This window comes from Deinococcus sp. JMULE3, assembly GCF_013337115.1.
Classification (GTDB): domain Bacteria; phylum Deinococcota; class Deinococci; order Deinococcales; family Deinococcaceae; genus Deinococcus.
The window spans coordinates 20,469-32,801 of sequence record NZ_SGWE01000002.1 but is presented as its reverse complement, the minus strand read 5'-3'; the positions used below and the strand labels follow the sequence as shown (position 1 = coordinate 32,801).

At 65.6% G+C, this 12,333-nt stretch carries 12 protein-coding genes; 8 read left to right on the top strand and 4 right to left on the bottom strand.

Annotation, left to right across the window (positions count from 1 at the left end; translation table 11 throughout):
• Positions 1-34: 34 nt before the first annotated feature.
• Positions 35-1,450, bottom strand: a complete 1,416-nt coding sequence (locus tag EXW95_RS01510; RefSeq protein ID WP_144012365.1) for a hypothetical protein — start codon at positions 1,448-1,450, stop codon at positions 35-37.
• 1,354 nt (positions 1,451-2,804) lie between these two features.
• On the opposite strand from EXW95_RS01510, the gene EXW95_RS01505 reads away from it, so the two are divergent.
• From EXW95_RS01505 to EXW95_RS01490, 4 genes are read left to right on the top strand one after another with little or no spacing between them, the layout of a single operon-like run.
• Complete coding sequence (locus EXW95_RS01505; protein WP_078305725.1) at positions 2,805-5,477, top strand: type IV secretory system conjugative DNA transfer family protein; 2,673 nt, start codon at positions 2,805-2,807, stop codon at positions 5,475-5,477.
• Between the two features lie 39 nt (positions 5,478-5,516).
• Positions 5,517-6,023 (top strand): hypothetical protein, encoded by a 507-nt coding sequence (locus tag EXW95_RS01500; protein WP_078305724.1) that lies wholly within the window; start codon positions 5,517-5,519, stop codon positions 6,021-6,023.
• A gap of 5 nt (positions 6,024-6,028) precedes the next feature.
• Positions 6,029-6,424, top strand: coding sequence for a hypothetical protein (locus tag EXW95_RS01495; RefSeq protein ID WP_078305723.1), 396 nt, complete (start codon positions 6,029-6,031; stop codon positions 6,422-6,424).
• A gap of 2 nt (positions 6,425-6,426) precedes the next feature.
• Positions 6,427-7,449 (top strand): AAA family ATPase, encoded by a 1,023-nt coding sequence (locus EXW95_RS01490; RefSeq protein ID WP_078305722.1) that lies wholly within the window; start codon positions 6,427-6,429, stop codon positions 7,447-7,449.
• Between the two features lie 61 nt (positions 7,450-7,510).
• Here EXW95_RS01490 and EXW95_RS01485 read toward each other — a convergent pair whose 3' ends face one another.
• The 3 genes from EXW95_RS01485 to EXW95_RS01475 all read right to left on the bottom strand — a co-directional run bounded on the left by EXW95_RS01485 (position 7,511) and on the right by EXW95_RS01475 (position 9,781).
• Entirely contained in the window at positions 7,511-8,029 is a 519-nt protein-coding gene (locus tag EXW95_RS01485) for a hypothetical protein (protein WP_174366047.1), read from the bottom strand.
• Between the two features lie 28 nt (positions 8,030-8,057).
• Complete coding sequence (locus tag EXW95_RS01480; RefSeq protein ID WP_174366046.1) at positions 8,058-9,104, bottom strand: transposase; 1,047 nt, start codon at positions 9,102-9,104, stop codon at positions 8,058-8,060.
• A 188-nt stretch (positions 9,105-9,292) separates the two neighbouring features.
• Positions 9,293-9,781, bottom strand: coding sequence for a hypothetical protein (locus tag EXW95_RS01475; protein WP_144012364.1), 489 nt, complete (start codon positions 9,779-9,781; stop codon positions 9,293-9,295).
• Positions 9,782-10,921: 1,140 nt separating this feature from the next.
• Between EXW95_RS01475 and EXW95_RS01470 the strand changes: the two genes are divergently transcribed.
• The 4 genes from EXW95_RS01470 (at position 10,922) to EXW95_RS01455 (ending at position 12,267) form a co-directional block, all read left to right on the top strand.
• On the top strand, positions 10,922-11,212 hold the full coding sequence (locus tag EXW95_RS01470) for a hypothetical protein (protein WP_078305719.1): 291 nt from the start codon (positions 10,922-10,924) through the stop codon (positions 11,210-11,212).
• Positions 11,213-11,249: 37 nt separating this feature from the next.
• Positions 11,250-11,387, top strand: a complete 138-nt coding sequence (locus tag EXW95_RS01465) for a hypothetical protein (RefSeq protein ID WP_160329956.1) — start codon at positions 11,250-11,252, stop codon at positions 11,385-11,387.
• Positions 11,369-11,578: a hypothetical protein gene (locus EXW95_RS01460; protein ID WP_058979415.1), complete on the top strand. Its 210-nt coding sequence runs from the start codon at positions 11,369-11,371 to the stop codon at positions 11,576-11,578. The genes EXW95_RS01465 and EXW95_RS01460 overlap by 19 nt, the downstream gene beginning before the upstream one ends.
• Before the next feature lie 77 nt (positions 11,579-11,655).
• Complete coding sequence (locus EXW95_RS01455) at positions 11,656-12,267, top strand: hypothetical protein (protein WP_078305717.1); 612 nt, start codon at positions 11,656-11,658, stop codon at positions 12,265-12,267.
• Positions 12,268-12,333 lie beyond the last annotated feature (66 nt).

The following is a 12,333-nucleotide window of genomic DNA, read 5'->3' as shown; positions in this document are numbered from 1 at the left end:
AGGCCCGACGAGCGTGCAGGAGCAAACACGAGCGTTAGGGAAGAACGTCGCCCTGCTCGTCGCGCGCGGCTCTCAGGCAGCGGAGATCCGCAAGCAGCTGGACGCGATCAAGGCTGGGGAAATTTCGGGCGACTTGAAGGACCCCAACCTCGTGAACAGCCTGTACGCCCAGCAGCTGGAGAAGGATCAGGCTGGCATCAATCAGGCCTTCTCCGGGAACGGCTGGGTGTTCAACATCGGCTTCCTCCTCCTGTACGGGCTGTTCGCCATTTTCGCCGGGATCATCTTCGCGGTGGGGTTCGGTCTGCAACTGTCCCTGCTGCTGTTGCCCATCGCCATTGCCTTCCTGGTGCTGGGCCGATTCCAACCCGCCGGGTACGTTGGTGCTTCGTACCTCGCGGCCATGTTGACGGCCGCGCTCATGCCGGTTGGGGTGGCGAGCGTCACCACGGTGGGCCTGAGCATCCCTGCGGCTCGCCTGACGCCGACGGTGACCAAGATGAACGCTGAAGTGGCCACGAACCTCCAACGGTACCAGCGGAGTATCGATCAGGGGTGCAGCTTCACGGAGATCGGGTGCCAGCTCAACGAGCAGGTCATGCTCCCGATTCAGTCCGACCTGAGCAGCCTGAAAGAACTGTTCGGGCAGATGATCCTGATGGTGGCCGCCTTGATCGTCGGCCTGTCGATTGCCGCGTCCGCACTCCGCAGATTGCCCAGTGGCATTGCTGGACTGATCGGGATCTCTGGCGGCGGTGAGTCCTCTGGCGTGGAAACTGGAGCGCTCACGAAAGTCCTGGGCGGCGCCGCGAAACTGGCAGGCGCTGAAATGCTCATGAAAGCCGTGCAGGCCAAAGCCGTGGGCGGCATGCTCGGCAAACGAAGTGGCGGGACCTCCACTGGAGGGAGCACCGCTGGCGGGGAGAGTGCCGCACCAGGTGTGCCCAGTGGATCGGTCAGTGCATCCGGCAGTGTCCCTCCTGAAACCGTCACGGAAGGCGCTCAGGGCGCGGCGGCCACCAATCCCAATGTTCCGCCCGAAGCAGTCACAGCACCCAGCATGAGCACGCCGATTGGCGCGGGGTACGCAGCCTTCCGGAGTGCCCGCGAGAATGGTCAGGGACGCGCGGGCGCTGCGGTCGCGGGCGGGCGTGGCGTCGCTACGGCCGTGGGTACCCAGGCCCAGGAATCCTTCAGCACGGGCGCCAAGGCAGTGCGGGCGTCCGCCGGTCAGAGCCTCCAGGCAGCTCGGGCGCAGGTTGCCGCGTCCGCCTGGGGTGGAACGGCCAACGCGCAGAAGGCTGGCCAGGCCTGGGAGGCCGGTGTCGCTGGACCCGCGCGGGCCGTGCGGAGTGACATTCGGGCCATTCGCGAGGATATCCAGGCGAGGCGCGGACCGGACAGTACCAATCAGTTCGGGCCGCGCGACGCAGACGCGGCAGAACTGCACCCCAGGGTGACCGTTGCCGAGGCTGAGGCAACTGCGACGGCAGACCGCGCTGCTGCGATCCGAGGCGCGACCGCGTACGCCGACGACGTCCGCCCCCCGAGCGGCCGGGCCATCAGTGCCATGCGAGCCCAGGGCGGCAGTGAAGGTTCTGCCCGCCCGGGACCCGCCATCGTGACCCCACGGCAGGCAACGCAAGACGGCCAGTCGCTCCGGGGAGAAGGAACGAACCTGCCGGCGTACTCCGGAACGCCGAACCAGGCACCCCCACCCGCTCCGAATCCACTGGATGTGGAAGCAGAACGGAACCGGCAGCGGGCAGAGCAGGGTCCGAGACCCGCAGTGGTCCTTGGGGGCGTGCCGAGGCGGGCTATTCATGCGGCGTCCAGTGGAGGGCGTGCGATTCCGGGGGTGGACGTGAGTCCGCTGGGCCCGAGCCCCGCACCTGCGCCCGCACCGGCCCCTGCGCCCACGCCCGCACGTGCGCCGTCCCGGAACGAGATCTCCCAGGCACGACTGGCCAATCGTGAAGCGGCAGCGGCGAGCACGCCCGCGGCAGCGCCGACCGCTTCCCCGGCCCCTGCGCCATCGGCCCCGTCAGCGCCCACCTCGACTCCGGAAGCCCCGCCTGCCCCGAGGCCGACCACTGCACCGGCGAGTGAGACGCCGTCTGCTGCTGCGCCCGCCCCAACGCCAGCACAGGCCCCGACTGCTCCAGCGACCCCGACACCGACTCCTGCACCTCGTCCCACTCCCCCTGCACCCGCACCGACGCCTGCCGCGACCCCCTCGGCTCCGGCTGCGCCGACTGCACCGACACCAGTGTCTCCCGCCCCCGCGCCGCGTCCAGCTCCTGCCCCGGCCCCATCGACGCCTGCAGAGACGCCTACGGTGCCGACTGCACCGACACCAGCGTCTCCTGCTCCTGCACCCCGGCCAACTCCGGCACCGGCACCTCGTCCTGCTCCTGCGCCTGCACCGGCACCGATGCCTGCACCTGCACCCCAGGCTGCTCCAGTCACGCCGAACCCGCAGTCTGCTGCAGCGACACCGGCAAGCACGCCCACGCCTCCAGCCCCCGCTGAACCCCCCGCTCCTGCACCCAGGGTCTCCCCCGCCCCGGCACCCAAGGTCACCCCTGCCAGCGCCGGACAGACGAATCCGCCCTCGACGTCAGACCAGAAAGAGGACTGAACATGACACACGCCCATCAAACGGCGTGGAGAGTTCGGGGAGGCGCCGTTCGCGTCTCCCCGCTCTACACCCCCACGTCACCCGCACAGCCCTGCAGCACCCACCCCACTCCTCCCGTCAGCGTGACGGTACCGGCCATCTGGCGGCGTCTCCGGAGCGCGCCGTGACGCCCTCTCAACCGGAGCGGCCGCAGGCGAACCCGCCGAGTCCCGTCGCCGTTGCGGCCATGAGCAGCACCATGCTCGCCGTGGGCGTCCTGCTCATGCAGGCCCTGGACGTCGGTCAACGGTCGGCCGCCTTGATCTTCCAGCACACTGGCCTTGCGCAGGCCCGCCAGTTGAAGGAGGACGCCATGGCCGCCCTGCTGATCGCCTGTGGAACTGACGAGAAGTGTGGCCCCTGGCTCAGCGCGCAGTTCTCCGCGGGCATGGCCTGGTACTGGCTGGCCCTCCTGCTGCCCGTCATCGCCATTCCCCTCACGATGAAATTCTTCCCCAGTCGCAAGGCGGTCCCGCAGAAGGATCCAGGGCTTGCCCGTTGGGAAAACAAGGCGGCCCTGAAGCGGTACATGTTCGGGAGTGATTCCACGAACGACCCGTTCATCGGATTCCTCGGGTACCTCAAGAGCGGCGAGGTGGGCGGCACGTTCGATTCCAAGGACCTGCCGCCCATGTACATCCCGCTGGAGGACTGGTGCCAGAACACCCTGGTGTGGGGCGGCATCCGGAGCGGGAAGACGACGTCGTTCTTCCAGCCGAACATCTTCCTGGGCGCGCACCTGGGCATCACGTGCGTGGTGTTCGACGTGAAGTGGCCGCAGAAGGACAGCGGGTTCTACGAGACGATCGGGTACTGGCACGCGCGGAAGCGGCGCACGGTGCTGCTCGCGCCGTATGAGCCGTATGGGGCGCGCGTGAATCTGATCGCGGGCGTCTTCTCCTTCTCGGACGCGCTGGAGGTGGCGGACGCCGTGTTCCCACCTCCAGAGTTCATGGAGGAGCGTGGGAAGCACTACAACGACAAGAAGCGCTTCATGATCGCCGCGCTGATGTGGCTCCTCCGCACGGAGATGGGCGACCGGGCCCACATGGGTCACGTCCTGGAACACGCCATGCTGCCCGACGACCGCCTCATGGAATGGGTCGAGACGGCCAGGGACGAGCAGGCGAAAGCGATCCTCACCGGGTACCGGGACGCGGGCGAGAGCAACTTCGCCGAGACCAAGAACGGCATCATCAGTGCCCTCAAGGTGTTCTTCAATCAAGACGTCGTCCGGGCCACGAGTGGCCTTCCGACCGAGACCACGCAACTGGAGGAATGCTTCCGTCAGCCCTCCTTGGTGATGGTGGGCATCAACCAGAAGAACATGATGGACGGCTCAGGCGAGGTGCTCTTCCGACTCTACAAACGCCTGCTGGATGCAGCGGCCATGCGTGTAGCGGCGGAGCAGGGCGGCCGCCTCAGGGTGCACCTGGCGTACATGATGGACGAGCTGCCCAGCATCGGGAAGATCAACTACATGATGCGGTCCCTGGGGACGCTGCGCTCGTACAACATCTCCCACCACCTTGGGATTCAGAACGACGCGCAGGGCCAACTGGTATACGGGGAGGCGTACTGGAAGGCCATCACGACGAACGTGGTGGCCCGCGTGATCGTGTTCCCGCGCGGCATCAATGGGGATGACGCGAAGAAGATCCGGGACCTGATCGGCAAGACGACCGCCACGGAAGTCGGGGTGACGGGTAGCCGCTCCATCCGCGTGCTGGAGCACGAGGGCAGCAATGCCGTGTCCGCCAAGCTCGTCGAGCGAGACCTGCTCTCCTATGAGGAGTTCTCTCAATTCACGCTGGGCGAAGCGGTGGTCCGCGTGAATGGTCACCAGCCGATCAGGACGCAGCTCGCGCCCATGACCATGGCGACCGTGGAGGGAAGTGGCATCAAGCCAGGGTCGAAGCCCAACCTGCTTCACGGGTTCTACCAGGAGACCATCGCGCGTTGCCCGGGCGGCCTGGTGGCGTACACGGCCCGGATCATCCAGGACGGTGCACTCGCAGGCGCAACGAGCGTACCGGCTCAGGACCATCGGGGCACGCCCTCACGCCCCGTCCCCGCGTCGGCGGCACCGCAGCCCGCTCCCGCCCAGGGCGCGACGGGGAGTGGTGCCAACCTGCCGGACGCGGAGGTGGTGCAGTGGCTGCGGGCGTGCATGACTGAACTGATCGAGATTGAGTTGCAACTGCCGGAGCGGGTGGTGACGGTGCGTCTGGATGATGATGCGGATACCGTCAACGGCAAGAATGCCGTCACGCGATTGGTGATCGGCGGACTCCTCGAGCGCACCCGGACCACCTCGCACGCCCGCCTGACCAAGAAGGCACAGGCGGCCCTCCCCGAGGACCTGAAAGCCGATCTGGCGGACTATCCGGACGCCTACGCCGTCTACCGGTGGCTCCGGGATAACGCCCTGAGCATCAGCGGCACGCCCGAGCGTGCGGCGTATGAAGCCCAGTGCGCGAGTACCGACCCCCCCACCACGCCGACCGAGCTTGCCGCTCAGGTGATCGACGGGACCCTGCTGTGCACTATGACCCGCACCCGGGAGATCTTCAGGGGTGAGGGCGTCCTCCGGTTCCCGCAGAAGCGGATTGGCAGTCGGGATCACAACCAGATCCCCGTCCAGTCACTCGCTGCGACGGCAGCCGCCGTCCGTCAGGCGCGGGCCGCAGAAGCCGAACCGACTGGGGAGGGCAAGCTGTCCCGGAAGGAGCAAAAGCGGCAATCGAAGGCGGACCTCGTGAACAGTGTCGTGGGGGGGCCACCCAGCTCGCCCTGACGGTCAAGTCGTCACCCCGGCGCATGTCACGCTCGCGACATGCGCCGAATTTTCTGTCTCTTGCTGCTCTGCGCGTCCTCCGTGGAGGCGCAGAGCACTGCCGATGTGGCCAAGTCCATTCAGGGTGCCCGACGGGAGGTGATCGCCGTTCTCCCCCGTGTCATGAACGAGGCCGTCGCTGCTGCACTGAAGGTGACGGCCGCCCGAGGCACCCGCGTGTTCCTCATTACTGAGCGGGCCACCGTGAAGCGCGGCGGGTACCTGCTGAACGTCTCGCACGGGCCCAGCGGCATCAACACGTACCTCTACCCCGGGGCGATCACGACACCCTGGATCCTCGTGGACGGGGCGTGGCTGGCTTCGGGTGCCGCACTGGATGCCGACCTCACGGCACCGGTGGCGATCACCAGGGATGCCGGCACGCTCTCCCGGTTGAACCTCTGGGCGACGCAGGTCACAGCGACTGGTCCTACCCCGCGAGTGGATCTGCTGAAACTCCGGTACGACAACGCCGGACGCCAGTCACCCCCACGTCCTGCACGGTGAGGGGTATGGAACCAACCATCGACCGTCTGCTTCAACGGATCACGTACCGCTACGAACTCCTCCTCGGGGTCACGCTCATCGGCCTGCTGTTCTGGCCCATGTTCGCGGGCCTGCCAGGGTTCGTCGGCGCTTTCTCGGTCATGCTCGTGCTCCTGCATGCCCGCAATCTCAGCCAGTACAAACGGGGCACAGAGGACGAAACCATCATGGACCGACTACTCAGCGCACTCCCCTTCCGCTACGAACTCCTCCTCCTGATCGCCGCCGTGATCTGGGGCGTCTGGTGGTTCGCCGCCGGCATGACCGGCTGCATGCTCGGCCTCGGCATCGTGGCGCTCACCCTCACGGCCCGGTCCAGCTCACAGCTCAAACGGGGCACCGTCACGATCGGCGAGGCCTGATCATGCACGCGGATATCCCAGGCATCGCCCGCGTGACGCGGCGGGTCACGCTGCCCCCACAACCGGTGTTCGACGTCAGCACGGCGAGTGAATTCGATCATCTGCTGCGCATGTTGCCCGGCCGGGTGCAGGTGCTCGTCGAGTCCCGCATTCGGGAGGTCGAGGAGATTCGCATGCAGGCGTTCGGGCCCGTGGAGGTTCTGTACCAGCACGCGCACGTCATCTATCCGATTGAACTGACCCTGGATGACATGAAGGTGCTGGACTCCGTGGGGCAGTGGCGCGCGGACGGACGCCTGGGGCTGGAGGGCACCCTGCACCGCTTCGGTCGACTGGACACGATGGGGCACACGAGCCTCGTCACCGTCCGCGTGGCGAAGGCCTTCGTGGGTCTGGCTGAGCCGCTCCGGGAGTGGCTGTCGGTCGCGCAGGATGGCTTGGTGATCATGGGACTTCCCGGGAGTGGGAAGACGGCGCTGCTGCGAGATTGCATCCGGATTCTGGGCGAGCGGCTGGCCGGGCGACTGTTCGTGAACGACTCCTCGAACGAGATTCTGGGGGACGGCTTTCAGCCTCACCCGATCACGGACTGGGTGAGTCGCGTGCCGATCGGGGACCCGACCTTGCAGTTCGAGAAGCTCAATCAGACGGTGAAGAACTTCCAGCCGCGGTGGATGGTGGTGGACGAGGTCAGCAGCCCGGGGGACGCCCGCGCGATTGCATACGCCCGGTCTCGGGGTGCGCGCGCGGTCATGACCTGGCACGCTGGCAGTCTCCGGAGTGCGTACCAGGAGAAGGACGAGCGGACCCTCTGGCCGCTCATTCAACGCAACGAGGACGGCATCACTGGGCCGCCCGTCGCGTCCCTCGGCATCCTCGTGCGCGGCCGCGGGGAGTACGTCATCTTCGAGAATCTGGAGGAATGTTTTGACGAGGTAGCCCACGACCGGTTACCGCCCGGAGTGCAGGTGAGCGTGGCGCAGGGCAGTCGCTGGGGGCACCGCGAACAGGCCTTGACCGGGTGACAGGAAGAGCAGGAAGAGGGGGGGAAGCACTGGCTTCCCCCCCTCTCTTGTGCGGGGCCCATCACGGACGGGTGACGGGAATCACCTGCTCGCTGACCTGCACGCGGCCCTTCTGCGTCCTGATCCGCACACTGCCCACATCGTCTGTCCGGAGGAGCAACGTGACGGTCTGGTGGTACGTCCCGCAGGGGGTCATCAGTTCCACCGGCAGGAACACACCGCCCTTCCACGGCAGATCCAGCACGAGAACACTCAGGCCCGGCACGCGCTGGAAGTCCGGCGCCCGCAGCGTGAAGGCCCGGCCGGGAAGCTGTGCCCGACCGAACCACCAGTGTTGGGTCGCGTGAGCCGGGAGGCCGTACAGACGTATGTGTCCGGCCGGTGCAGCATGCGCCGCGAGCTGTGCCTGAGCGACCTGGAGGTCCTGACTGAACTCTGCATCTGCGGTGAGTTGGAGATCGTCGAGACGCCGCTCGAGGTCAGTGGCGGTAGTCCAGCCGGGGCGGGCGTGAATGAAGGCGAGGCAGGCCTCACGCTCGTTCCGGGCGTCCATGGCGCGGGTGGTAGTTCGCCAGAACAAGAGTTTCCACTTCCCTGCTGATGTCGTGTCACGCGGCGTCAAGCAGGGGTCCGTCCTGCTCAAGGCCGGTCAGGACGTACTGTTCGGCATTCTGAGCTGCCTGCCGTTGTGCGGCTCGCCACGTCATGCCCGGTCCTTCCCGACGCACCCGTAGCACTGCGTGAAAGGCTTCCACCACGCACCACACCCAGTTCTCCTGCGCCTGGAGCGTCCGGCAATGACAGCGTCCCAGCCCCAGATTCTGCTTGAAGAACCGGTGGATCACCTCGATTCCCCAGCGGGCCTTCCAGGCCCGCAGCAGTGAGCGAACCGTGACGTCACCACCAAACGTGCTGAACAGGAAAAACCGTGTCCACTCCCCGTGCACCTTGCGCCACACGATCAGGACATCGAACCCACCGACCTCACGGGCAACCGGCAATCGACGGACGCGCCACCCGAACTCCGCGTACAGGTGACAGCGTTCCGGAGGGAACTGCCGGCTCAGCGCACCGAGGGTGAGGGACTCACCCTCGAACTGCACGGTCATATTGGCTTTGGCACGGATCAAGACCGGAATCTGATGCTCGCGACTGAAGGTCACGGCCGCGTCCCGCCCGAACTCTCCATCCAGCAGCAGACCCGCCATGGGGACGCCCGCCGCGAGGCAATCCTGAACGACGTGGATCATTTCCTGCGTGGCGGTGCGGTACGGGTAACAGGTCGTCTCAAGGGGCTGGGAAACCTTGAAGCGCTCGAGCAACGGAACTGGATCTTCACCGAACCTGACCAGGGCCGCGGAGGTGAACTGATGGCCCAGACGGGTCTGAGCCTGACCGCTGTAGTGGTAGTTCACGCCTTCCATCGTCCGTCCGGCGTGGGGCACCATGACGAAATCGATGGCCAGGAACGCGCCGGAAGGCGCGTTCCTGGCTCGACGCTGGAGGTCTTCTGTCGATGCGAAGGAGTCCCGTGCCATCTCTTTGGAGATGGCACTTTTCCGCAGGGTGCTGTAGGGGACGAGGCCACTGAGGCTGGTGACCCGGTTCAGCTGGGCGGTGATGATGCTGTGCGGTAGGCTAGGGATGCGAGGCATAGTCACTTCGCATCAAGGCCCATGAGACCGGGGAATTTCAAGCCCCTGCCTCTTGGGCCTTCGTTCTGGTCGCTGTTCTCTCTCGCGTGGAAACTCTTGCCAGAATGAAGCACTCCAGAGTGGGAACGTGACGAAGATCAGCACGAGGGCCGGGCGTGTCCAGCGGCGGCGAGGACCGGCCTGTCCGGTCACTCGCGCGGCTCACGGCGAACAGCAGCGGGAACCGGGGTAGGTGTCGGTGCTGGAGCAGCTGGGAGCAAACTGACGACGTGATGAAGGAGGTCAAGCTGCTGCTTCATGACGGCCTCCTGCTTCTGGAGAAAGTCTGTCAGGCTAGCCTCAATGCGTGTGATCGGATCGTAAGGATCGGTAGGGGACGAAGGAACTGGCCGAGCAAGCAAAGTCCAGAGCAGAGGATTGCTGCAGGCCCGAATGGCTTCAACCTGATGCACACTGAGGCCAACACTGCGGAGAAGGTTGGCAAGTTCAACGACTTGATCGAAGTCCGCACGCTTGATTTGCAGCTGATTGCGTTCGGCCGTGTAGATGGGAATGCCCAGGTGCGCGGCGCAGGTATTCATCACATTCAGGGCACTCCGGCGGCCGAGCCCAAGGCGGTCGGCCAGTTCATTGACGGTGGCGTAATCAGGTTGACGGTCCAGTTCAAGATTTGTCATATGACTACCGTAGATGTCCTGGGGGTGACGACTCGCAGTTCGCGCGCACTGCTGGTATCGGTTTGGCAGAAGCCCGAGTTGATCTGCTGCATCCCATTGAGCCACGGGGAGTCAGCCCGGAGGACAAGCAGGCCACTCATCGCTACAGTCTCAATTCCTGGGCGCGTCTAGGTCGCACTCAGTCCCGCATGCAGTACCAAGCATGCCTTCCTTGTTCGATGCGTATGCCCGCATCAGCCCACCGCTCACAGCTGAGATGAAGGGAGTCGTGCGGCACACGACGACCTCTGCATCATTCCGCTTCAGACGTCTCAGAGGGGAGCATTCGTACGATGTATCGCGGGAGTCATCGGCGTACCAGGAAGATGTCTACCGCCCAGCTCAACCTGCTACCGCGATCGAACCAGTCGGTGGGCATGAGGTGGCGATTTAGGTACCAGCTTTTCCAAGTGATCTCAGCATGTCTTGGCGGTCTTGGTTCGAACTCTTCCAGGAATTCTTATACCACTAGGCGGTTCTGGTTCCAGTTTTGCCAAGTTGATCTGATGTGACCTAATTTCAGCTTCAATTTGGAAACTTCGCGCAGCTTGGTCATGCTGGTTCCAGCTTTTCCAGATGGTTGTCCCCGATATGGCGGTCTTGGTTCCAGCTTTTCTAAGTGAGCCAAATAAAACTTGGCGATTCTGGTTCCAGCTTTTCTAACTGGCGGTGCTGCTCGCGAAAAAGCTGATGACCTGCCGTCCAAGCGCGTAATAACGCGGCGTTTTTCACATGTTTGATGAGGCGTCTTCATGTGTGATGTGGGTTTCGTTTGGTCGAAAAAGGGCGTTACATAAGCGTCCCATCTGGGATGTTTCGGACCCCCCGGTCGAAGTGCTGTTTTTTCCCTGGTGGTGAAGGGGAAACCGTTACATCGGCCTCGTTTCAAATTGGGGATTTTACTGTGATTGATTTTGTGGTGTGGTTCGTTTTTTACAGTATCACATCCAGCTTTTGTGAGCGTGGCGTGAGTCACCGCCTTTTCGCGCCACCGGCCCATGCCTCAGCGCCTGTCGAACCGTGCAGCCCAGGCCGGGTTGCGGGCGCTCAAACGGAGCCGGAGCACAGCGGTGGCCCGCTCACGCGGGCCCAGCCGGGCGCATGTCGAAAGTCCTCGCCAGCACTCAACTGCCCGACGGCACCACCCTCTCGTTCGACGCGGGCTTCGATCCGCCTCTCAACATCCACTTCCTGGACGTGTACCGGGAAGGGCAGGAGGACCCGGTGTTCGAGTCCCTCTTCCACCACCCGGGCGGCCGCTTCTCGTACTCCATCGCGGACCTCACGGCGGACGTGACCCGCCTCGCCGGTCGCGCCCTGCCGGAGCTGACGGCGGCCATCATCGCGCTCGGTCCGGTGCCGAATGAGGTCCGCGACCTCGGCCGCCTCTAACAGTCCTGGCCCGCGCACCGCGGGCCACGCGGCTTGCATGAACCGACGCCTGAACCTCCGCGCGATCACCCTCACCGTCATCGTCACCAGCTGGGCAGGTGGCTTCGCCTTCCTGTCTCTCACCGTGTCCTCGACCATCCAGGCGAGCACCCCCGCATGGTCCGGTACCCCATGAGTCCCCGCGAGCATGAGCAGCTCGCCCGCTCCCTCCTACAGGCGGCCCTGGAGCATCAACGCACGGCGCTCGCCTGCCCGGACGACTACCGGGCGGGCCTCGCCGCTCGCACCCTGGCCCAGGACGCCTTGCATCACGCCCAGCTCGCCGAGCCCCGGGTGACTCCGGTGGGCGTGATCATCCGTACCTGAACAGGGCCCGGCATTCACCCTGCCCGGACCGCCTGCCGTCCAGTCCTGGCCCGCGCACCGCGGGCCACGCGGCCGTCATGCAAGGCACCCTGACCGGCGTCGTTCTCAATGCCACGACCACCGACACGCAGACCACCGTGAAGCTCGCCGGGATCACCGACAACGGGCACCGGGGCGTCACCTGGATTCACACGGTGACCTTCACCGGCCCCCGCAAACTGGCCACCCTGCCCGCTGAGGGGAGCGTCGCGCGCATCACCTGCATGGGTACCCAACAGGTCTTCCAGGGCCGCGACGGGCAGAAGGCCAGTGCCGTGAGCTTGCTCGGCGTGACCCTCACCCCCCACGCCGGGCCGATCACGCGCAAGGGGTCCACGCCCTTCCTCCTGCAGGCCGTGAACGAGTTCCGCTTCGCCGCGTTCCTCACCCGCGACCCCGTGCGTAAACCCATCGGCGTCACTGAAGCGCGCGTGGGCGTGCGCGACCGGAAGGGGCACACGCACTACTTCAACTGCGAAGCCTGGCGCGCCCTCGCCCCCACCCTGGGCGCCCGACACGCCGCCGCGGAACTCACCCTCACCTGCATCCTCCGCCGCGACCGCGTGGACACGGCAGCCGGCGCGCGTGCGTTCGACGTGATGGAAGTCATCGCCCTGAACGCCCAGGGGGTCGCCAATGCCGCAGACTGACCCCCGCGAACGGGAGATCCAGGCCCTCCTGCGCCTCATGACGACCGGGCGTCACCCCGACGGCCG

Bases quoted from the DNA above. Each gene is read 5' to 3' on its own strand.
- EXW95_RS01500 (WP_078305724.1), top strand. From the start codon at position 5,517: ATGCGCCGAATTTTCTGTCTCTTGCTGCTCTGCGCGTCCTCCGTGGAG.
- EXW95_RS01495 (WP_078305723.1), top strand. From the start codon at position 6,029: ATGGAACCAACCATCGACCGTCTGCTTCAACGGATCACGTACCGCTAC.
- EXW95_RS01490 (WP_078305722.1), top strand. From the start codon at position 6,427: ATGCACGCGGATATCCCAGGCATCGCCCGCGTGACGCGGCGGGTCACG.
- EXW95_RS01480 (WP_174366046.1), bottom strand. From the start codon at position 9,104: ATGCCTCGCATCCCTAGCCTACCGCACAGCATCATCACCGCCCAGCTG.
- EXW95_RS01475 (WP_144012364.1), bottom strand. From the start codon at position 9,781: ATGACAAATCTTGAACTGGACCGTCAACCTGATTACGCCACCGTCAAT.
- EXW95_RS01470 (WP_078305719.1), top strand. From the start codon at position 10,922: ATGTCGAAAGTCCTCGCCAGCACTCAACTGCCCGACGGCACCACCCTC.
- EXW95_RS01465 (WP_160329956.1), top strand. From the start codon at position 11,250: ATGAACCGACGCCTGAACCTCCGCGCGATCACCCTCACCGTCATCGTC.
- EXW95_RS01460 (WP_058979415.1), top strand. From the start codon at position 11,369: ATGGTCCGGTACCCCATGAGTCCCCGCGAGCATGAGCAGCTCGCCCGC.
- EXW95_RS01455 (WP_078305717.1), top strand. From the start codon at position 11,656: ATGCAAGGCACCCTGACCGGCGTCGTTCTCAATGCCACGACCACCGAC.